This window comes from Desulfofustis glycolicus DSM 9705, from assembly GCF_900130015.1.
In the GTDB taxonomy this organism is placed as follows: Bacteria; Desulfobacterota; Desulfobulbia; order Desulfobulbales; family Desulfocapsaceae; genus Desulfofustis; species Desulfofustis glycolicus.
Window position 1 is genome coordinate 22,854 of record NZ_FQXS01000029.1, and the last position, 20,958, is coordinate 43,811.

Annotated in this window: 17 protein-coding genes; 11 read left to right on the forward strand and 6 right to left on the reverse strand. The window is 54.9% G+C overall.

What is annotated here, in order from left to right; all coding sequences use genetic code 11:
* Positions 1–35: 35 nt before the first annotated feature.
* The 3 genes from BUC26_RS18360 to galE all read left to right on the forward strand — a co-directional run bounded on the left by BUC26_RS18360 (position 36) and on the right by galE (position 5,269).
* Positions 36–1,187 (forward strand): glycosyltransferase, encoded by a 1,152-nt coding sequence (locus BUC26_RS18360; protein ID WP_073378412.1) that lies wholly within the window; start codon positions 36–38, stop codon positions 1,185–1,187.
* A gap of 472 nt (positions 1,188–1,659) precedes the next feature.
* The gene (locus BUC26_RS18365; protein ID WP_143166071.1) at positions 1,660–3,993 is read left to right on the forward strand and encodes a hypothetical protein; all 2,334 of its coding nucleotides are present in this window, start codon (positions 1,660–1,662) and stop codon (positions 3,991–3,993) included.
* Between the two features lie 286 nt (positions 3,994–4,279).
* Positions 4,280–5,269 (forward strand): UDP-glucose 4-epimerase GalE, encoded by a 990-nt coding sequence (gene galE, locus BUC26_RS18370; protein ID WP_073378416.1) that lies wholly within the window; start codon positions 4,280–4,282, stop codon positions 5,267–5,269.
* Positions 5,270–5,394: 125 nt separating this feature from the next.
* Here the strand turns inward: galE and BUC26_RS18375 are convergent, their stop codons facing one another.
* The 6 genes from BUC26_RS18375 to lptA form a co-directional block, all read right to left on the reverse strand.
* Positions 5,395–6,105 (reverse strand): glycosyltransferase family 2 protein, encoded by a 711-nt coding sequence (locus BUC26_RS18375; protein ID WP_073378462.1) that lies wholly within the window; start codon positions 6,103–6,105, stop codon positions 5,395–5,397.
* Between the two features lie 198 nt (positions 6,106–6,303).
* Positions 6,304–7,977, reverse strand: a complete 1,674-nt coding sequence (locus tag BUC26_RS18380) for an IS1634 family transposase (RefSeq protein ID WP_073378418.1) — start codon at positions 7,975–7,977, stop codon at positions 6,304–6,306.
* A 200-nt stretch (positions 7,978–8,177) separates the two neighbouring features.
* A complete protein-coding gene (locus tag BUC26_RS18385) occupies positions 8,178–9,110 on the reverse strand; it encodes a helix-turn-helix transcriptional regulator (RefSeq protein WP_073378420.1) in 933 nt (310 codons plus the stop codon).
* 27 nt (positions 9,111–9,137) lie between these two features.
* Positions 9,138–10,601, reverse strand: a complete 1,464-nt coding sequence (gene rpoN / locus BUC26_RS18390) for an RNA polymerase factor sigma-54 (protein ID WP_073378421.1) — start codon at positions 10,599–10,601, stop codon at positions 9,138–9,140.
* Between the two features lie 17 nt (positions 10,602–10,618).
* The gene (lptB, locus tag BUC26_RS18395; protein ID WP_073378423.1) at positions 10,619–11,341 is read right to left on the reverse strand and encodes an LPS export ABC transporter ATP-binding protein; all 723 of its coding nucleotides are present in this window, start codon (positions 11,339–11,341) and stop codon (positions 10,619–10,621) included.
* Between the two features lie 9 nt (positions 11,342–11,350).
* Positions 11,351–11,902: a lipopolysaccharide transport periplasmic protein LptA gene (gene lptA / locus BUC26_RS18400; RefSeq protein WP_073378425.1), complete on the reverse strand. Its 552-nt coding sequence runs from the start codon at positions 11,900–11,902 to the stop codon at positions 11,351–11,353.
* A 288-nt stretch (positions 11,903–12,190) separates the two neighbouring features.
* Between lptA and argB the strand changes: the two genes are divergently transcribed.
* From argB to dapA, 8 genes are all read left to right on the forward strand, one after another.
* Positions 12,191–13,081 carry an acetylglutamate kinase gene (gene argB / locus BUC26_RS18405; protein ID WP_073378427.1) on the forward strand — a complete coding sequence of 297 codons (891 nt, stop codon included), beginning with the start codon at positions 12,191–12,193 and terminating at the stop codon, positions 13,079–13,081.
* The gene (locus BUC26_RS18410) at positions 13,081–14,283 is read left to right on the forward strand and encodes an aspartate aminotransferase family protein (RefSeq protein WP_073378428.1); all 1,203 of its coding nucleotides are present in this window, start codon (positions 13,081–13,083) and stop codon (positions 14,281–14,283) included. The genes argB and BUC26_RS18410 overlap by 1 nt, the downstream gene beginning before the upstream one ends.
* Before the next feature lie 182 nt (positions 14,284–14,465).
* Positions 14,466–15,386, forward strand: coding sequence for an ornithine carbamoyltransferase (argF, locus tag BUC26_RS18415; protein ID WP_073378430.1), 921 nt, complete (start codon positions 14,466–14,468; stop codon positions 15,384–15,386).
* A gap of 89 nt (positions 15,387–15,475) precedes the next feature.
* Positions 15,476–16,678: an argininosuccinate synthase gene (locus tag BUC26_RS18420; RefSeq protein ID WP_073378432.1), complete on the forward strand. Its 1,203-nt coding sequence runs from the start codon at positions 15,476–15,478 to the stop codon at positions 16,676–16,678.
* On the forward strand, positions 16,675–18,072 hold the full coding sequence (gene argH, locus BUC26_RS18425; protein ID WP_073378434.1) for an argininosuccinate lyase: 1,398 nt from the start codon (positions 16,675–16,677) through the stop codon (positions 18,070–18,072). The genes BUC26_RS18420 and argH overlap by 4 nt, the downstream gene beginning before the upstream one ends.
* A complete protein-coding gene (locus BUC26_RS18430; protein WP_073378436.1) occupies positions 18,069–19,130 on the forward strand; it encodes a fibronectin type III domain-containing protein in 1,062 nt (353 codons plus the stop codon). The genes argH and BUC26_RS18430 overlap by 4 nt, the downstream gene beginning before the upstream one ends.
* A 32-nt stretch (positions 19,131–19,162) precedes the next feature.
* On the forward strand, positions 19,163–19,999 hold the full coding sequence (gene dapF, locus BUC26_RS18435) for a diaminopimelate epimerase (protein WP_073378438.1): 837 nt from the start codon (positions 19,163–19,165) through the stop codon (positions 19,997–19,999).
* 50 nt (positions 20,000–20,049) lie between these two features.
* Complete coding sequence (gene dapA, locus BUC26_RS18440) at positions 20,050–20,931, forward strand: 4-hydroxy-tetrahydrodipicolinate synthase (protein WP_073378440.1); 882 nt, start codon at positions 20,050–20,052, stop codon at positions 20,929–20,931.
* The last annotated feature ends 27 nt before the right edge of the window (positions 20,932–20,958 follow it).

Consider the following 20,958-nt stretch of genomic DNA (forward strand, 5'->3'; position numbering starts at 1 on the left):
AATCGTATCAGCAGTGCTCATCGGTCTCTTTGTCTATGAAACAGGATGGTGCCAGATTACAGCATGCGAGGCCGTCGAGGATATTCCCTCCCGGTGGTCATGATACCACCATCAGGGTCGCGATCATAGCCGATGGGATGCCATCCGGGGGGACTGAACGACAAATCGTCGCTCTGCTGAAGGGATTGCGCCAGTCCTGCAGATCAATCGAAACCCTGTTCGGTGTCCTGGTGAAAGGCGGTGCCCGCGAACATGAGGCAATGCTCTGGGCAAACGAGGTTTTACCGATACGGCAGCAGCATCAGTTAGATATCACTCTTGCATGGTCGGTCGTCAGGCTTGTCAGACGCTATCGGGTTGATGTCGTGCACACGTTCGGGAGTATTGCAGATCTTGCGGGATGTGCGGCCTCCAGGATGGCTGGTGCAAAGTTTGTCAACGGGTCGATACGGTCGGCACGGAGAAAGCTTTCAAAGCGCGACCGTCTCAGCAAATTGACGATGCCTTTTGCAGACCTGATCGTGGCCAATTCGAGGGCCGGTCTGCGGGCTTTCGGGATGGACAAGCTGGGTACGGCACGGGTGATTTATAACGGTATGGACCTGGCGTCACTTTCTGGTGTGGGCAAGATTGATTTTCCAGCCCCCTTTATTTGCATGGTAGGGAATTTTACCGCAAAAAAAGACCAGAAGGCACTTATTGAAGCATTTCCCCTGGTGCTGAAACAGCATCCGGATTATCGCCTCGTTCTCATTGGGAGGGGAGATCGAGAGACTCACTGCCGGCAGGTGATCGACCGGTTGGGTTTGATTGATCGAGTCGTTATCGTCAACGATTGTGATGAGCCAGCTCCATGGATCGAGGGTGCGACCGTCTGTGTCCTCTTGAGTCCGGATGGAGAGGGGCTCTCCAATGTTATCATGGAGTATTGCGCTCACGGAAAACCGGTTGTAGCCACCGATCTTGGCGGCAACGATGAAATAATTGAAGATGGAGCATCGGGAGTGCTGCTGCAGTCACATGATTCCGATACAGTCGGTTCAGCACTGTTGGCTCTTTTAAACGATAAAGAGAAAATGGAGCGAATCGGCCGACGAGCCGGAGAGATTATACAGGAGCGCTTTCATCTCCAACGGATGATCGATGACTATGTGGAACTTTATTTTTACGTGGTAAAGAAAAAGTAAGACCAAGTGCAATGATAGGCAGTCCCCATGATCAGTCGGATGAACCATTATTATCGTCCGCATCAAACCCTAGAGGTGGACCCAAGGATTAGGATCACGAGCTAAGTTATAGTAAGAAGTTCATAGCTTCTCAACCCAAGATCATGAGGAATTATGAAACGGCAACGACGAAAACACACACCGGAATTCAAAGCCAGGATTGCTTTGAAGGCGATCAAAGTGATTAAGACGATCAGCCAGATTGCCAAAAGAAGAAGGACCAACTTGTTCAGCAAACCCTATAATTCTTTGCGGGTTGGTTGGGCGGTTATATTGTGAGAAAATCGTTGATCTTTCCTGAAAAGTCCTCTGGAGAATGGGTAAAATGATCTGTCGATTATACAAGTGTCGGACCATTTTTTCTATTCTTTATTTGACTGGAGTCGTACTAACATCATTGTGGTTTTTCTTCGGTTCAAGATCGCTCGACACTTTGATCCAGATTGAATATGGTATGCCACTGCCTCAGAAAGGGGTCGGGCAGTTGTTTTGGAGTGATGGTAGTGACGGCTATCGTGAAGATTTGTCTGTCCGTTTTCCATTGACTACCGAGCAAGCTTATTATGCGGTTCAGATACCCGCACTTATCAAGCTAGATTCTGTTCGATTGGATCCAATTGACGGTGACGAAATTGTTTTTATAAATAGCATTACAATACAAGAGAAATCCTCATCACCACAGCGATTCACTACAACGGATCAGCTTTTGAAAGTTTTGCTACCGTTTAATGGAACGATTAAAATAGGTCTTGCTGATCACGGTTTGTACCTGTTGCCATTGACAAATGATCCGCAACTACTTGTAAATCTCGCTGTCCTTGATAAAAATCCTTTGCTACCAAGTTCTTTGTTAGCAAAGTTGGTTATTACCTGCAGTCTTGGGGTGATAAGCTTGCTTTTTGTGACCATTGTTTTCAAATATATTTTTCACGCTCAAAAAGGAACTACATTCTCACGTTTTATCCTAGTGGTCGAGGTGATCTGCAGCATTCTGGTGACGATTTTCGTTCTCACTTACTTAGGAACGTGGATCGCGAAGATGTCGACAAGTTCTTTGTGGACTGATGAGATCTATACCATTGAAAAGTTTTCCTCACAAGAACCGGTATCTTCTTTGACGGATTACCATGCCGCCAACAACCATATTCTCTTCAACGTCTTTAACTCATTACTCCCGGGAAGTGCCTCGTTTGATCCATTTAGAGCGCGTATATTGTCTTTTCTTGCAGTAATATCATCCACCATCCTGTCCTTGGGTTTTTTTTTCCGGCGACAGTGGTTTGCCGCAGGGGCGCTAACGCTTGTTGCTTTAACTAACTCATGGCCTCATCTGGTTTTGATGCTTGAGGCTAGAGGATACGGGCTAGTAGTTTTTTGGGGTGTGGTACTTTCTTATTCTGTGGTTTCGTATCTTTCAAAGGGAGGAATACCTGCTCTCTCTGGGGCAGTCGCAGCTGGTGTGCTTGGGACCATGACAATTCCGACTTTTGGCTTTTTTGCAATGCCTCTTCTTGTCTTGTTGGCTCTAAAAAGGCGTTGCAAGCTTGTCATTCTTGCTATCTTAGCTGGCTTCGGCTTTGTTGCGGCACTTTATCTTCCTCTTTTGCCTCAGCTACTTGAAATTAAAGAAGGTTATTCAGATAAGTGGGGAGCAGAGTATTCTTCTGTGAAAGCGGTAGTATCAACTTTAACGGACTATCTTTTTCCTGAAGCTTCGATGACGGTTATCCTTCTTGTTCTAATGAGTATTGCGATTATTGCATTTTTCCCTTGGTGGAAGCTGAACGGGCTTGAAACGGTCGAAAATTGGAAACCAATTTCCTATTCCATTATAATATTTTTCGCAATATGCCTAATTCTGGAAACACCCGCTGTGAGAACTACCGCCTTCATAGTTTTACCTATCACTATCATGTTACTATCGGTTTTTAGTGTCATTGTAAATCTAAATATCTGGATAAGGTTCGGATGGGTTGTTGCTTTTACGGTACTAAGCATAATGATTTGTTATGATTATGTTTATAAACATGAGATCTTGAATACTTATTACAGGCCAAAAGAAAACTGGAAAGGAACTGCTGATTTGATTCAAAATGTATTTTCTTCGGAAGATATCGTGATATTTAATAATTTTCGCACTAAATATTTACAAAAATATCTGCCTGATGATTATTTATTTGTTGAAGAATTTTCGTTACAAGATTATCAACTTGGTGCCTTGGTTGTTGTAGATAGTAATCCATGGAGCCCTGATCGTTTCGCAACTTCAGAATATTTCGAAGATAGCCTTTATTTCCGTGTTCCACAGGATCGGAGGGAATATCAGACCCTATTGTATCGAGTACCGAATCTTTCCAAGTTTACTATTCTTAATGTTTTCGTCGATAATGGAAGCATAGGATGTGCTGGTAGTATTGGCCTTGATGAATTAAATAGATGTCGTAACTATATAGACAAACAGTGGGTAGAAATTGTTTTTCGCCAAAATGAACCAGTATATTCATTTAACTTAACAACAATTGGTATGACTGCTGATAGCATAACTGAAGTTAGCGTGGCACAAGAGAAAGGAGGGTGGCAGGAACTTCCAGCGAAAAGCATAGTTTCTTATTTCCAAGAAGGGCGTCCTTGGGCAAGGCACCATAATAATGCTTCTTTAATATCTATATCACTAAATGGTATTAAGAATATCTCCCGTTTGAGATTTGCTATCAAGCCGATAGATGTCGAACAGACTTCGCATATTTCTTCTATGTGGTTTCAATAAAATCGCTTTTCGAAGAAATGAACCTGTGTAGTAGCCAAAAGGTAAATTTTGCTGTGTAGAATTAAAATGGCGCTGACATGTAGAGTATTTTAATTTTCTTGGTGTCAAACGAATAAGATTCGTTGCTTGCTTGATGGCCTATCCTCTGCTTTTAATCGGAAAGAGCTGGATAGACGCTTTTTAAATCAGAAAAAATCTACAATCATGAGCTGAAGTTTTTAAAAAAAATCTCGGCTACCAGTCAATCTTGCCATACCAATATCTGTTTTTAAGGATAAATTAGACCATGAAATCAACCATTCTAGTTACCGGTGGGGCGGGGTATATCGGGAGTCACACATGCAAGGCGTTGCGAGATAGTGATTGTTTGCCGGTCGCCTATGACAATTTGGTATATGGGCACAGAGAAGCTGCCCAATGGGGTCCGCTGGAATACGGGGACATCCTCGACCACGCCAGGCTGGACCAGGTGTTTCGTTTGTATCAGCCTGAGGCAGTGATCCATTTCGCAGCCTATGCCTATGTCGGTGAGTCGGTAGTTGATCCGGGCAAATACTATCAGAATAATGTGGCGGGAACGATCAATCTCTTGGAATCGATGCGCCGGCATGGGTGCCGGATGATTATTTTCTCAAGCACATGTGCTTCGTTCGGTTTGCCCAAGATGATACCGATTGGTGAAACAGCGGAGCAGAATCCCATCAACCCCTATGGTAGAAGCAAACTGATGATCGAACAGATCCTCAAGGATTACGACGGCGCCTATGGCATCAGGCATATCGCACTTCGCTATTTTAACGCTGCCGGTGCTGATCCGGAAGGTGTAGTTGGAGAGGATCATGAGCCGGAAACCCATCTCATTCCCCTTGTCATCGATGCGGCCTTGGGGCGGCGGGAATGTATTGAAATATTCGGGACGGATTATCCCACTCCGGATGGTACGGCCATTCGCGATTATGTCCATGTGACTGATCTTGCCGATGCTCATGTGCGGGCCGTGGATAAATTGCGACGAGACGGTTCCAGCGACCAGTTCAACCTCGGCACGGGAACTGGAACATCAGTCAGACAGATTATCCAGAGTGTTGAAACCATAAGCAGGTGTACGGTACCTGTACGCGAAGGACATAGGCGGCCGGGTGATCCACCGGAACTCGTAGCCGATCCACGTAAGGCGCTGCAGTTCCTCGATTGGCGGCCCCGCTTTTCAGAGCTGGAGACGATTGTTGGGACGGCGTTTCGCTGGCATGAGGGCGGCGGCTTCCGAGGTGCTTGATGAGCGTGATTGGTTACGGTTCATGCATTATTTTCTCAGGACTATGAAACTCTAAACTTCAGTATACTATTAATATAAATTTCTAAATCCGAACTGGTCCGTCATAAGTAAAATTACTTGGACGCCTACAAACCATACTTTATAATGCAGCGAAGAGCGCTTAAACCGTCTCGCCAGCTGATCTTTTTTCCCTCCTGATACGTACGCCCGCTGTATGAAATTCCAACCTCGTAAATCCTGCAATTAAGTTTGGCTATTTTTGCGGTTACTTCCGGTTCAAAACCGAACCTATCTTCTTCAATCTTGATCTGATCGAGAATATTCTTCCGAAAAACTTTATAGCAGGTCTCCATGTCCGTTAGGTTTAAATTAGTAAACATATTGGAAAGTAAGGTCAGAAATTTATTGCCAAGCATATGCCAGAAATATAACACACGATGGGCACCAGATCCGACAAACCTAGAACCAAAAACGACATCTGCCTTCAGGTTTAAGATCGGTTCTAGCAACTTTGGATACTCAGTAGGGTCGTACTCTAGATCGGCATCCTGTATCAGTACAATGTCGCCAGTTGCGACTTCAAAGCCAGAACGAAGAGCGGCCCCTTTTCCCAAATTGACCTTGTGGTATACTTTCAACAAGTTGGAATCTAGCAGTTCAGACTCTATCAGTTCTCTAGTGCCATCCGTTGAACAATCATCAACAAGTATTATCTCTTTTTTTAAGGAAATGTTAACTGCCTGAACTTGTTTAACAAGCATTAGCAGGGTTTCCCTCTCATTGAACACAGGGATAACTATTGAGACTTTGGAAAATTTTGTTGTATCAGTATCCATAACTTTTATTTTAATTGCTGTAAAAGGCACTATGCCTGTGCCAACTTGTTTTAGGAGGCCTATCATAAGGTGCACATTCCGGAACTATCCAGCATTGGTCTCCTTTCTTTGGACGAACACCATAATCTGGGTCTTTTTCGACTTCTATCGTATGTTCCAAGTATAGGGCAGTCGAAGTTGACTCTCAACACGCAGGAATTATTTCGCTTTTCTCCTATCGGGCAGCTTTTTCCTGCTGGCTGCACGGCCGCCATTTCGCGGCAGAGCGCTTGGCGGCGTGATCGCCAGCGCCGAGAACAACCGGGTCAGACTCGGCCTCGGTTTCGGTACACTGAGCAGGCCGCCGGTCTGCCGGCCGTCGATCTCATGTTCCATCGCGCATAAAGTTGACAATTTTTTCAGCCCCTCCTCAACCGTCACATCCAGATCCCGCCAGGCCGCCGCCAGCTTCCGGCGGACCAAATACGCCAGCATGACCACAAAGATATGACCTCTTGTACGCGATTCCTTGCGCACATAGATTGGCCGAACTTCCAGGTGGCCGGTTGTGCAGGTCCGAAACGCGTGCTCAACCTGAATCAGGTCCTTGTAGCGATCATGCACGGTTTTCGTCGGGGCATGTTCGGCAGGAAGATCGGTTCTTAGAACATAACAATCATCCAGTTCCTGTACTTCGGCCAAATAGGCTTCGTCAATCTCTACGGTGATCGTGCGATTCGTACAGGTAGTTTTCAGGAAATCACCGACCTTCAGTTTGCTCTCTTTATCCCATACCTTCTGTGTGACCTTGTAGAAATCAGCTCGCGAGTGCTCGGCCAGATAGCGGTTTTGTTCAGCGGCCAACGCCTGGACGGCAGAAATTTTCCGGGCGCGTGACGCTGCCACCTCAGCAGCTCGAATCGGGTTGCGCCGCAGGATGTAGCGCACTCCATTCTGTTCCACCTCACACTGTTCGCTATCGAACAGGCCCAGCTGCAAAGCACCGCTTTTCAGCATGGCCCGGATCTGCGGCTTGGTGATTGCCGTGATGTAGTAAAAACCGGCTTCTTTCAGCCCCTCGATTTGGACGCTTTTGATCATCCCCCGATCGCCGACCATGGTCACCCGCTGGCAACCGAATTCCCGGGCGGTCTTCTCGATCTGGGCGCCAAAGGTTTTGAGGTCGGTGGTGTTGCCCTTAAAGACACGGACCGACACCGGGGTGCTGTCATCACCGCACAGCAGGCCGACCACAATCTGTTTCTTACCCCGCTTATTGTCCCGGTTGTAGCCCCAGTCACCGAGTTCATTCTGGTCGCCTTCCAGGTAACTGGAGGTGACATCATAAAGAAACAGGGTGGGCGCTTGATCTCCGAAGGTTTTCTTGAACAGTTTCTGTTCTATGTTGTCCTGCTGCTCGCAGAGCCAGTCCAGGGCCTGGTAAAGATCATCTTCGGTAAACGAATCAACGCCGAGCAACTCGCACACCGCGTGTTCATCGGCAAGGCGCACGGCACTCAGCCGTGATCCTTGCTCGATCAGTCGGGCCATGATCAGCCACAGGCAAAGCTGGCCATGTCGCGACGAGCCGATAATTTTATCAAGTCCCAGCTCCCGGCAGAGGTGGAGCAAAACCCACACGGCGCCAACCGAGCGACCCTGTTTTTGTTTGACACTGCCGCCCAACAGGTGTTCCAATTCGTCCGGACTGTCTTTGTGTTTCAGGGCAAGATCGATGGTTTTGATCACCGCTTCGGGGTATTTGGTCAGGTTGAGCAGGGTTCGTTTCTTGACCTTGGAGCCCGTTTCTCCGCGCTCACGGTATGATTCGCGGAGCAGGATCTGGGTGTAGACCTTACCGCCTTGCCTGGATTTGACTCGCTCGATATACATGATGGCTACTTAATACCATATATGCATATCAATATAATATATGAACATTGATGGCTACGATATCGAAACGGAAATCTTCTAATTTGAACGGAAAATCAAGATTTTGCTACAATTTCAGTATGGAACATCCGTTTCAATCTGTCGGGTTGGCTGTTGAGGTCGAATATGGGCGCGGTATCGCTAAAACTGGAAGTGTCGGGCTAGCTCCGGTAGCTGTCGGTGAGTTTGGCGATTTCCGTTTCGACGCGGTGCCGTAACTCGAGCGGGCCGAGGACTTTGGCTTGGGCGCCGTATTGCAGGACCTTCATCATGATTTCACGGTTGTCGCTTACCGGCAGTCTCATAATGATGCCGTCGGTGGAGGATTCGATCTCTTGCTCACGATGCCAATACTGATTTTTAACGAGTTCCGCGGCCTCGCCGGTGAAGAGGATTTCAGCCCGGTACCGAAGGGGTCCTTTGAAGATACCGAAGGAACGGTCCAGATCTTTGTCCGCCGTGCTGGCTGAGTGCACTGCCCTGGCGCCGACTGCGGCCTTTTTGATCCGGGCCAGATGGAAGATCCTGGTCTCTTCGCGCAAGGTGCACCAGGCGGCCAGATACCAGCGGCCCTGGTAATTGATCAGTTTCAGCGGTTCAACGATACGCTCGGTTTGTTTGTGTTTCAGCGTAGAGTAAGTCAGTTCCAGTCGGCGCCGCTTAACGATGGCTTCAATAATGGTGTCGAAGACTTCCGGGGTCGGATACTCCACCTCGATCCATTCGCAGTGGATACTATCAGTAATCGGGGTGCCGCCGGTAGCGACCATCGAGGTCAGCCGCTTTTCCAGCTGGCGGATTTCAGGTAACTCGCCCAGTCCGGTTTCGGTTGCAAGTTTGTTGAGCATGCCGAGAAGGAAGACGATCCGAGCGCTATTCTCGAACGGCAGGTTGAAGGCGGCATCGCTGTAGTAAAACCCGTTTTTCCGCTGGTCGTAGGTCAGCGGGGCCAGCAGGCGGTCGCGCAGGTAGGCGATGTCGCGGCGTGCAGTGGGCTGGGAGATCTCGAATTCCCGCATCAGAGTGCGGGCATTGGGGTAGCGGTTGCGGGTCAGTTCGTTGTGGAAGAAATAGATCCGTTCGAGAAGGCTCATTATTGCTGGAGATCGGCGCCGATTGGATCAATTGGTCTGCCGGCGGTGCTTGACCGGCGGGATTTTCATCTGCTCACGGTACTTGGCCACGGTGCGCCGGGCCAGTTGGATATTCCGGTCGGCGAGCAGTTCGGCGATGGCGCTGTCGGAGAGCGGCTTGGTCTTGTCTTCTTCCTGGATCATTTGACGGATGCGGGTCTTGATCGACTCGGCGGCCAGCGCGTCGCCGCCTTCGCGGGGGATGGCGGTGGAGAAGAAGTACTTGAGTTCGATGATGCCCTGCGGGGTGTGGGCGTACTTGTTGGAGGTGACCCGGCTGATGGTCGACTCGTGCATGCCGATGTCTTCAGCGACGTCGCGCAGGATCAGCGGCTTGAGAGCGGCCGGTCCGTTATCGAAGAAGTCATGCTGGAAACGCAGGATCGACTCCATGACCCGGTAGATGGTGCGCTGCCGCTGGTGGATGGAGCGGATGAACCACTCGGCGCTCTTTACCTTGTCGGCGATATAGGTTTTTGATTCCTTGGTGGTCGTCGGCGTGGTGGCTTGCAGCAGGTCCTGGTAGTAGCTCGATACTTTGAGTTTCGGCAGGTCGTCGTCGTTGAGTTTGATGACATACTCGCCGTCGATTTTTTCCACGTAGACATCGGGGACGATGTAATTGGTGGCCTCCTCGGCATAGGGCAGACCGGGAAAGGGGGTCAGGTTGGCGGTGATGAAGTTGATCGCCTCGACGATTTCCGATTTTTTTCGGCCGGTCAGCCGGGAGAGCATCTTGTAGTTGCGGGTTTCCAGCAGGTTGAGATGATCGGTGACGATCTGGGCGGCCAGCGATTTACCCATGTTGATTCGTTCGAGCTGCAGTTTCAGCGACTCGCTGACGTTTCGTGCGGCGATGCCGGGCGGGTCGAGTTCCTGTACCACTTCCAGCAGGTAGTCCGCCTCGTCGAAGGTGCAGTTGGTGTTTTCAATGATATCTTCGAGGGTGGTTTCCAGGAAGCCGTAACGATTGAGGTTGCCGACGATATACAGGGCGATCTCCCATTCCCGCTCGTCCAGTTCGCTGTGGGCCAGCTGCCACTGCAGATAGGCGGAGAGTCCCGGCTTTTCGGAGATGAAGTCGAACTGACTGGGGGCGTCCGCCGGCGGGGTCTCTTTGGAAAAGGAGAAATTCGAATCGAAATTGTTGGCGTATTCTTCCCAATTGGTGTCGGGCAGGGCATCGGAGGCGGCTAACAGGGGGGTGAAGTCGGTTTCCGGTGCGTTGGTCCGGTCCGGTTCCGCGGTGGTGCTCAGGCTATATGACGGCTCGTCCTGGCCGTCTTCCGCCGACGTTTCGATTTCCAGGGCCGGGTTCTGCTCAATTTCCGCCTGCAGGGCGGTGGACAGGTCGAGGCGGTTGAGCTGCAGGAGCTTGATGGCCTGGCGCAACTGGGGCGTCATCACCAGTTTCTGGGCCAGTTTCAGTTGCTGTCTGAGTTCAAGTGCCATGGATGGTGACCGATCGATTACATGGTGAAGTTTTCGCCGAGATACATCTTCCTGGCCACTTCGCTCTCGATGATATCGTTGGCGACGCCGCTGGTCAGGATCGAGCCGTTGTTGACGATGTAGGCGAAATCGCAGACCTGAAGGGTCTCCCGGACGTTATGATCGGAGATCAACACGCCGAGACCGCGCACCTTCAGGGTGCGGATGATTTTCTGCAACTCGCCGACGGCCAGCGGGTCGATGCCGGCGAACGGCTCATCGAGCAGGATGAAGCGCGGCCTGGTGGCCAGGGCCCGCATGATCTCCACCCGCCGCCGCTCCCCGCCGGACAGGGCGTGGCCCTTGTTGGTGCGCAGGTACTCGATTTTCAGCTCGGCCAGCAATTCGTTGATGCGGTTGTTGATCTCGTTGGTGGTCAACCCGAGCGGTTCGAGTACGATGCGGATGTTCTCCTCGACGGTCAGCTTTTTAAAGACCGACGGCTCTTGGGCCAGATAGGTGATGCCCTTCAGGGCCCGGCGATGGATCGGCAGGTTGGTGATCACTTCGCCATCGAGCAGAACGTTGCCGTTGTTGGGTTTGATGAAGCCGGCGATCGAGTAGAAGGTGGTGGTCTTGCCAGCGCCATTGGGACCGAGCAGGCCGACCACCGCGCCGGTGTTGACCTGCAGGCTCACCCCGTCGACAACGGTGCGAGGGCCGTAGCGCTTGACCAGATTTTTCGTTTCCAGCAGGGACATGATGGGCCTTTAATTCTGCCTGATGGTCATCTTGACCCGGCCGCCTTTCTCTTCGGTCTTCTTGTCGCCACCACCGGCGGTGACTGCCGTGCCACCGACCACTTCCGAGCGCCCTTCATCCATGTAATAGATGATCTTCTCACCGGTGACCATGTTCTGACCCTGCCAGGCCTTGGCGTTGCCGGTCAGGATGACCTGGCGGGAGTTGGAGAGATAGGTCATGTTTTCCGACGTGCCGAGCCAGTCCTCACGGGTGATCTCGACGTTGCCGACGCAGACCAGTTTTTCGATGCGCTGGGTGGTGTCGGGGGTTTTCTTCTCTTCAGGCGTCTCGGGGTCGTCGTAATAGACGGTCATCTTGTCCGAGCGAATGCGCAGGTCGCCCTGCTTGGCGTCGACATTACCGGTGAAGAGCACGGTGTTGGTCTCGGCGGTGGAGGACATCTGGTCCGCCTCGACATAGATCGGGTTGTCGACGGCAAACGATGGAGCGACGCCCACGGAGAAGAGACAGAAAAATGTAACAAAAAACAAAAATGTTGCAATATTAAGTCGATACATAGTGTTCACTAGGGTTGACTGGATCCGGAAGCCGGTCAGGATGCAAATTGCGAGCCTGTTATACCCTACCATGGGGAGAAAGGAAAGCAAAGCGGTAAAAATGGACTCGAAAGAGTGCTTTACTAAGTGTCGGCAAGTCATTAAGATAGCGCGACGGCTCCCGTAAAAAAGAGGGCGCCGGGGGAATTCAAATGTTTCAAGGTGGCCATAAGACTGTTTCGAATATGCTCTGCAACTTGCATGGTTCATGACAGCCGAAAACGGTCTGCCCTTACCCGGTGTGATTTTATGAAAGCAAGTATTGAACGGGCCAAGATCCTGATCGAGTCTCTGCCATACATCCAGCAGTTCCGCCATAAAACGGTGGTTATCAAGTACGGCGGCCACGCGATGGTCGACGAGAACCTGCAGCGCCAGTTTGCCCTTGACGTGATTCTGCTCAACCATATCGGGGTCAACGTGGTCATCGTCCATGGCGGCGGCCCGCAGATCAATCGGCTGCTCGACCGGCTCGAGATCACGCCGAGCTATGTCCAGGGCATGCGGGTCACCGACGGCGAGACAATGAATGTCGTCGAGATGGTGCTGGTCGGTCGGGTGAACAAGGACATCGTCGGCCTGATTAACCACAGCGGCGGCAAGGCGGTCGGTCTGTCCGGCCGAGACGGTGATCTGGTCTGCGCCCGCAAGCTGCAGATCAGCGTCGGTGCCGATGCGGATGCCCTGGCCGAGGCGCCGCCGGAAATCATCGATCTGGGCCGGGTTGGAGAGGTGACCAAAATCAACGCCGAGGTGTTGACCACGCTCAAGCGTGAGGACTTCATCCCGGTCATCGCCCCGGTCGGCGTCGGCGAAGACGGCCAGGCCTTGAACATCAACGCCGATCTGGTTGCAGGCGCCATCGCCGGCGCCCTGCAGGCGGAAAAACTGATTCTGCTCACCGATGTCGAGGGCGTGAAAGACAAGGGCGGCGCGCTGTTGCGCACCTTGCGCGCGCAGGATCTGGATCTGTTGATCGGCGACGGCACCATAGCCGGTGGCATGATCCCGAAGGTCAATTGCTGCCGTGACGCGCTCCGCCAGGGCGTCCATAAGACCTATATCGTCGATGGCCGGCTGGAGCACGCCATTTTACTGGAAATGTTCACCCATGAGGGTGTAGGAACGGAGATTTACTGATGAGTACAGCCAATGAGTTATTGAAGCAGCGGGCCGACCGAGTTTTTTGCCCCACCTATGCCCGCTACCCGGCGGCGATGGTTTCCGGCAGCGGCTGCCGGCTCACCGACGCCGACGGTCGGACGTATCTGGATTTTCTTTCCGGCATCGCCGTCTGCGGGCTCGGCCACTGCTACCCGCTGGTCACCGAGGCGATCTGTCGCCAGGCCGGCAAACTGGTCCATGTCTCCAACCTCTATTACACCGAGCCGCAGACCGAGCTTGCCGAACTGCTTGTCGCCGCCAGTTTTGCCGACAAGGTGTTTCTCGCCAACAGCGGGGCCGAAGCTAACGAGGCGGCGATCAAGTTGGCCCGTATTGCCTCCGCCCCGGAGCGCTACGAGATCATCTCCCTGGCCGGCTCTTTTCACGGCCGGACGCTGGCCACCGTAGCGGCTACCGGACAGCCCAAGTTCCATGCCGGCTTCGAGCCGTTGCCCGCCGGTTTCGTCCACGTGCCGTTCGACGATATCGGCGCCATCGAGGCCGCAATCAACGAGCGGACCTGCGCCGTGCTTTGTGAGCCGCTGCAGGGCGAGGGCGGGGTGCGGCCGCTGAGTCGGGACTACCTGCAGGCCATCCGGCAGCTGTGCGACGACCGTGGCCTGCACCTGATTTTCGATGAAGTTCAGACCGGCATGGGCCGCACCGGCACCCTGTTCGCCTACGAGCAGCTCGGCATCACTCCGGATATCATGAGTGTTGCCAAGGCGCTCGGCAACGGTCTGCCGATCGGCGCGATGCTCACCACCGACCGGCTTGCCGCGTCGCTGACACCGGGCACCCATGCCTCGACCTTTGGCGGCAACCCGGTTGCCGCGGCCGCCGCGGTGGCCGTATTGCAGACCATGCAGGGTGACGGCTTTCTCCCGGAAGTCCGGGCCAAGGGCGATTATTTCCGGCAGCAACTGGCCGGCCTAGTCGAGCGTTTTCCCGGGATCTGCGCCGGCGTCCGTGGTCTCGGGCTGATCTGCGGACTGGTCTTGACCGAGGCCGGCACGGCCCGGGGCGGGGCCATTGTCAACGCCATGTTCGACAAAGGATTCCTGATGAATTTCGCCGGCAACGTAGCGCTGCGCTTCGTCCCGCCGCTGATCGTCGAGCGGGCCGATATCGACTTGCTCATCGAAGCACTGGCCGAGGTCCTTGCCGACCAAGCCTGACCGGGGCAGCAGCCGACGGGGACGGCCCGGCGGTGTTGGGGAATTTCTTTGCAAAGCACCTGTTTTTTGGTAAGGATAAAAGTTTTCCCCGAACCGGCAGCTGCGGTGCGGGGGCAACAAAAACCAATGCGGGCCCAGCCCGGCCCCTCCCGATTTCGGGAGCAGGTGAGCAGGTGACGGACATGACGAAACATTTTTTGTCGCTGCAGGATTTTACTTCCACTGAACTGACCGGCCTGGTCGACCGTGCCCTTGAGCTGAAACAACAGCGACGCGACGGCGTGACGCACAACCGGCTGGCCGGCCGGATCATCGGCCTGGTCTTCGAAAAACCATCGACCCGCACCCGGGTCTCTTTCGAGTCGGCAATGTACGGTCTCGGCGGCCAGGTCATCTTCCTGTCCGCCCGGGATACCCAGTTGGCCCGTTCCGAACCGCTCAAGGACATGGCCCGGGTCATGTCCCGCTACGTCGACGGCATGGTGGTGCGGACCTTTGGCCAGGATGTGGTCGAAGAGCTGGCCCGGTTCGCCACGGTGCCGGTCATCAACGCTTTGACCGATCTGCACCACCCCTGCCAGGTTCTCAGCGATATCATGACCGTTGTCGAGCAGAAGGGCGCCATCGAGCAGCTCAAGATTGCCTGGGTCGGCGACGGCAATAACATGGCCAATTCCTGGATCCAGGCGGCGGCCCGGTTCGGCTTCGAACTGGCGCTGGCCTGCCCGGAGGGTTATGAGCCGAATCAGGAGATCCTCGGTACAGCCCGCAGCCAGGCAAGCAAACCGATTACCGTAGTGCGCGATCCGGCCCAGGCGGTTCAGGACGCCGAGGTGATCAACGTCGATGTCTGGGCCTCGATGGGCCAGGAAGAGGAGCAGCAGGAGCGGCTCCGCACCTTCTCTGCTTACCAGCTCAACGATGCCCTGCTGGCCCTGGCGCCGAAGACGGTTATAGTGCTGCACTGTCTGCCCGCCCACCGCGGCGAAGAGATCACCAACGAGGTGCTGGAAGCGTATCACGAGGTGATTTTCGATCAGGCGGAAAACAAGATGCACATGCACAAGGCGATCCTTGAAACTTTGCTTAACCCACAGGCGTGAAGTCTTACGGTGAAGCGTGTCGTGATTGTTGGAAATCGCCCGGTGCGCCGGTGCAGGAGCAGAACCTCCCCCATAAAGGAAGAGAAACGATGGATGTAAATAAAATTGTCCTGGCCTATTCGGGCGGGCTCGATACCTCGGTGATCCTCAAATGGCTGGCCCAGGAATACGGTTGCCCGGTTATCGCCTATTGCGCCGATATCGGTCAAGAAGAGGACTGGCAGGCGGTCAGGGCCAAGGGGATGGCGACCGGCGCCGAAAAAGTGATCGTCGCCGATCTCAAGGACGAGTTCGTCAGCGACTACATCTTTCCGGCCTTTCGCGCCAACGCCATCTACGAGGGATCGTACCTGCTCGGCACCTCGCTGGCCCGGCCGATCATCGCCAAGGAACAGGTCCGCATTGCCGCCGTCGAAGGCGCCGACGCAGTCAGCCACGGCGCCACCGGCAAAGGCAACGACCAGGTGCGTTTCGAGCTCGGCTATATCGGTCTCGCCCCGAAGCTGAAGATCATCGCTCCGTGGCGCACCTGGAACCTCAATTCGCGCAAAAAGCTGGTGGAGTTCGCCGAGCAGCATGGCATCCCGGTGCCGGTGACCAAGGAAAAGCCCTACAGCTCGGACGAGAACCTGCTGCATATCAGCTATGAGGGCGGTATCCTCGAAGACCCGTGGGCGGAGCCGGACCCGGCGATGTTCAAAATGACGGTGGCGCCCGAGGCGGCACCGGATCAACCGACCTATCTGGAGATTGAATTTGCCGGTGGCGACCCGGTGGCCCTTGACGGCGATCGGCTCTCTCCGCTGGCACTGTTCTCGCGCCTGAACAAACTCGGCGGCGCCAACGGCATCGGCCGGCTGGACCTGGTGGAGAACCGCTTCGTCGGCATGAAATCGCGCGGCGTCTACGAGACCCCCGGCGGCACCATCCTGCGGACGGCACATCGCGACCTGGAGACCATCACGCTGGATCGCGAGGTGATGAAGATCAGGGATTCGCTGATTCCCCGCTATGCCGAACTGGTCTACAACGGCTTCTGGTTCTCGCCGGAGCGCGAACTGTTGCAGACGACGATGGATGCCACCCAGCAGACGGTGAACGGTACGGTGCGGCTGAAATTGTACAAGGGTAACTGTATTCCGGTTGGCCGGAAGTCCGAGCAATCCCTGTATCAGGAGAGTTTTGCCACATTTGAAGAGGACTCCGTCTACGATCAGGCGGATGCCACCGGCTTTATCCGTCTCAACGGCCTGCGCCTGAGAATCCAGGCACTGCAGCAGAAGAAACGATGACAACACCAGCAAGCGGTTCTGAAAAACTTTGGGGCGGCCGGTTCGCCGCGGCGACCGCCGAATCGGTGGAGAAGTTCACCGCGTCGATCCACTATGATGCCCGGCTCTATCGCTACGATATATCCGGCAGCAAGGCGCACGCGACGATGCTCGCCGAAAACGGCCTGCTCAGCCGTGACGAGCTGAGCGCGATCATCGACGGGCTGAGCGGTATCGAGGTCGACATCGCTGCCGGCAGCTTTGCCTTCCGCCGGGAGCTTGAAGATATTCACATGAATATCGAAAAAGCGCTGGCCGAACGGATCGGCCCGGCCGGGGCGAAGCTACACTCGGCGAGGAGCCGCAACGACCAGATCGCACTCGATCTGCGCCTCTACCTGCGTGACGAGTGCGACCGGCTCGGCGAGCTGCTGACCGCGCTGCGCCGGGCCTTCGTGATTCAGGCGCGTACCTATCTCGGCGCGGTGATGCCCGGCTATACCCACCTGCAGCGGGCTCAGCCGGTGCTGATCTCCCACCACCTCCTCGCCTATTACGAGATGTTCGGGCGCGATGCGGACCGGTTGCAGGACTGTCGCCGGCGCATCAATGTCTGCCCGCTCGGCAGCGCCGCGCTGGCCGGTACCGGCCTGCCCATCGACCGCGAGCGGGTCGCCGAGCTGCTCGGGTTTGATGACGTCACCGCCAACTCCATGGACACTGCCGGTGACCGGGATTTCGCTATCGAGTTCGTCTCCTGCTGCGCCTTGATCCAACTGCACCTGTCCCGGCTCTCCGAAGAACTGGTGCTCTGGGCCGGCAGCGAGTTCAATTTCGTCAATCTGCCGGACCGCTTCTGCACCGGTTCGTCGATCATGCCGCAGAAAAAAAACCCGGATATTCCCGAGTTGATCCGGGGCAAGAGCGGCCGGGTGGTTGGCAGCCTGATGTCGCTTCTGACGCTGATCAAAGGGCTGCCGCTGACCTACAATCGCGATCTGCAGGAAGACAAGGAGCCGGTGTTCGATGCCGTCGACACCGTCTCCGCATCGCTGGCAATCATGGCCGAGCTGCTTGCCAACCTGAGTTTCAACACCGAGACGATGCGGGCAGCAACCGCCACCGGCTTCATGACCGCCACCGATCTTGCCGATTATCTCGTCGTGAAAGATGTACCATTCCGGGAAGCGCATGGTATAGTTGGCAGAATCGTCGGGTATTGCTTGGAAAAGAAGTGCGAACTGGATGCACTGAGCCTTGATGAATTACGCAGTTTCTCGCCGGCGATTGACAAAGATGTCTTCGAGGTTTTAAGCGTGGACGGTTCGGTGGAGAGCCGGATCTCAACGGGAGGCACGAGTTCGCAGCGGGTCACGGAAGCACTCGGTGCCGCGGAAAAACACATGGGGATATGATGATGAAAAGCGGATATTGCGCACGACGTGCAGGCACGATTTTTCTTCTGGTTACGGTCCTCGTCGCCGGAGGGTGCGGGTTCAAGACCGATCCGGTCCCGCCGGCCAGTATCGTTCCGGTGCCCATCGATGATTTGCGCTATAACATTGACGACAAAGGGGTCGAGTTGAACTGGACCTATCCGGTCAAGACCGTCAGGGGCACCGATCTGGTCGATATCTCCGCCTTTGACGTGTACCGGGCGGTAGTCGCCCTCGACGAGGTATGTGATACGTGTCCGATACCGTTTGGCGAGCCGCTCGAGGTCCCCGGCGGCGAAACCATCGAGGCCAAAAAGCCGAGGACGGCCGTCTACCAGACCTCTCTGCTGCGTCCCGGCCATAAATATTTCTTCAAGGTCCGTTCCCGCAACAGTTGGTGGGCCGCCAGCGGTGATTCGAACATCGTCTCCTTCGTCTGGGCACTACCGCCTGTCGCCCCTTCCGGATTGAACGCCGAAGTCGCCGATTCGCGCGTTACGTTGAACTGGCAACCGGTGACGTCGCTGGTCGACGGCAGCGCTGTTGAAGGCGATATCAGCTATCAGCTCTTTCGCAGCGATGAAGGCAAGGAGTTCGAGCCGCTCGGTGAGGCGTTGGCGACAACGAGGTTCAGCGACAGCAGGGTGAGCAACGGCCGCACTTATTTCTATCGGGTGCAGAGCCTGCTCGATTATCAGGGCCATGAGGTCACCGGCGGTGTCAGCGAGGCGATCAGCGCCGCCCCGGTCGACCAGACTCCGCCGCCGCCACCGGTCGGTGTGGCCGCCGTGCAGACCGACGATGGGGTCAAGATTGTCTGGGAGCCGGCCGACGAGGACGTGGCCGGCTATCGCGTCTACCGCCGTATGGCCGAACAGCGCCAGCCGGAATTGATCGGCGAGGTTGCCGCGCCTTATTCACTCTACGTTGATGCGCAGCCGCCGGCCACCGCGCGTTCGTACTACTCGATAACCGCGCTGGATCAGGCGACACCGCCCAACGAATCGGATTTTTCGCGCGAGGCAACCACCAGATAGCAGGCGGCAACGAGCGGCCGGCAACCAGTGATATGAACCTGGATTTTCCGATAGCAATCACCAAAATGAGCGGTGCCGGCAACGATTTTATCGTTATCGATCACCGGGAGCCGCTCATTCCGGAGCAGCGACAGGCGGAGTTCGCCCAGCTGGTCTGCCGCCGGCGTTTTTCGGCTGGTGCGGATGGCTTGATCCTGATCGAAAACGACGATGAGCTGGATTTTCGCTGGCGCTTCTATAACAACGACGGATCAATCGCCGAGATGTGCGGCAATGGCGCCCGCTGCGCGGCGCGCTTTGCCTACCGGGCCGGCATTGCCGGGTCGAGCATGCGCTTTGGTACGGTGGCCGGAGTCATCGAGGCGGAGATTATCGGTGAGCAGGAGCACGTCAGCGTCCGAATGACCGAGCCGGAGGGATATCGAAACCATATCTTCATTACCCTGGATGGCGTCCGGCACGAGGTGTTCTTTATCAATACCGGGGTGCCGCACGCGGTCGTCTTTGTCGAAACCGATCAGGTACCGGTCAGAGAGTGGGGGCGGCAGCTCCGCTATCACGACCAGTTTGCCCCGGCCGGCACCAACGCCAATTTCGTCCGGGTCGAAGAGGACGGCAGCCTGCTCGTGCGCACCTATGAACGGGGCGTTGAGGATGAGACCATGGCCTGCGGCACCGGTGTGGTTGCCGCTGCCATCATTGCCGTGCAGCAGGGGTTGAGCGAGTCGCCGGTTGACGTTACCACCACCGGTGGCGAGCAGCTGCTCGTTCAGTTTTCGTTGCAGCAGAACCGGGCGACTGAGGTGTTCCTGCAGGGAGCGGCCCGGTTGATTTATCAGGCGGAATTATCCGCAGAAGCGCTGCTCTAGGCTCTTGCCGGATTGCGCGAAACGTGAAGTAAAAACCAACAGGAGGAGCCATGGAACGCTTTCATGGCGCGATTACCGCACTGGTAACGCCATTCATCGATGGCCGGCTCGACGAGCAAGGCCTGGTTGATCTGATCGAATTCCAGATCGAAAACGGTATTCACGGCATCGTTCCGTGTGGGACGACCGGTGAATCGGCGACCCTTGACTTCGACGAACACAAACAGGTCATCGATCTGACGGTGAAAACGGTGGCCGGCCGGGTGCCGGTGATCGCCGGCACCGGGGCGAACAGCACGTCCGAAGCGATTGAGCTGACCGAGAGTGCCAAGAAGAGCGGCGCCGATGCTGCGTTGTCCGTCGTGCCGTACTACAACAAGCCGAATCAGGAAGGGTTGTACCTCCATTTCAAGGCCATTGCCGAGGCCGTCGACATTCCGATCATACTCTACAACGTCCCCGGTCGGACGGTCATTCACGTGCTGCCGGAAACGGTAGCCCGCCTGGCGGAGATACCAAACATCGTCGGCATCAAGGAAGCGTGTGCCGATCTCGGCCAGATCAGTGATGTGATCCGTTTCTGCCCGCCCGAATTCGTGCTGCTTTCCGGCGATGACTTCTCAGCCATGCCGACCATCTTCACCGGCGGGAAAGGGGTCATCTCCGTTGTTGCCAACGTCGATCCCGGCGGCATGGCGCGCATGGTCGAAGCTGCCCTGGGCGGCGATGCAGTTGCCGCCCGCTCCGAGCATTACCGGCTTTTCCCGTTGATGCGGCTGATGTTCAAATCGACGAGTCCGGGCCCGGCCAAAAAAGCGCTGGAGCTGCTCGGTCGTATGAAAGACAGTGCGCCGCGCCTGCCGATGACCGGGCCGGACGCGGCCACCATCGAAGCGCTGCAGGCCGAGCTGCGTCGGCTCGGTATGCTTTAGAGCGCCGAAACGGCAGGAGAAGACAGC

Coding starts and splice junctions, on each gene's coding strand:
- BUC26_RS18380 (WP_073378418.1), bottom strand. CDS start 7,977: ATGTATATCGAGCGAGTCAAATCCAGGCAAGGCGGTAAGGTCTACACC.
- dapF (WP_073378438.1), top strand. CDS start 19,163: ATGAACCTGGATTTTCCGATAGCAATCACCAAAATGAGCGGTGCCGGC.
- BUC26_RS18430 (WP_073378436.1), top strand. CDS start 18,069: ATGATGATGAAAAGCGGATATTGCGCACGACGTGCAGGCACGATTTTT.
- argB (WP_073378427.1), top strand. CDS start 12,191: ATGAAAGCAAGTATTGAACGGGCCAAGATCCTGATCGAGTCTCTGCCA.
- argF (WP_073378430.1), top strand. CDS start 14,466: ATGACGAAACATTTTTTGTCGCTGCAGGATTTTACTTCCACTGAACTG.
- BUC26_RS18420 (WP_073378432.1), top strand. CDS start 15,476: ATGGATGTAAATAAAATTGTCCTGGCCTATTCGGGCGGGCTCGATACC.
- lptB (WP_073378423.1), bottom strand. CDS start 11,341: ATGTCCCTGCTGGAAACGAAAAATCTGGTCAAGCGCTACGGCCCTCGC.
- BUC26_RS18410 (WP_073378428.1), top strand. CDS start 13,081: ATGAGTACAGCCAATGAGTTATTGAAGCAGCGGGCCGACCGAGTTTTT.
- galE (WP_073378416.1), top strand. CDS start 4,280: ATGAAATCAACCATTCTAGTTACCGGTGGGGCGGGGTATATCGGGAGT.
- BUC26_RS18360 (WP_073378412.1), top strand. CDS start 36: ATGAAACAGGATGGTGCCAGATTACAGCATGCGAGGCCGTCGAGGATA.
- argH (WP_073378434.1), top strand. CDS start 16,675: ATGACAACACCAGCAAGCGGTTCTGAAAAACTTTGGGGCGGCCGGTTC.
- dapA (WP_073378440.1), top strand. CDS start 20,050: ATGGAACGCTTTCATGGCGCGATTACCGCACTGGTAACGCCATTCATC.
- rpoN (WP_073378421.1), bottom strand. CDS start 10,601: ATGGCACTTGAACTCAGACAGCAACTGAAACTGGCCCAGAAACTGGTG.
- BUC26_RS18375 (WP_073378462.1), bottom strand. CDS start 6,105: ATGGATACTGATACAACAAAATTTTCCAAAGTCTCAATAGTTATCCCT.
- BUC26_RS18385 (WP_073378420.1), bottom strand. CDS start 9,110: ATGAGCCTTCTCGAACGGATCTATTTCTTCCACAACGAACTGACCCGC.
- lptA (WP_073378425.1), bottom strand. CDS start 11,902: ATGTATCGACTTAATATTGCAACATTTTTGTTTTTTGTTACATTTTTC.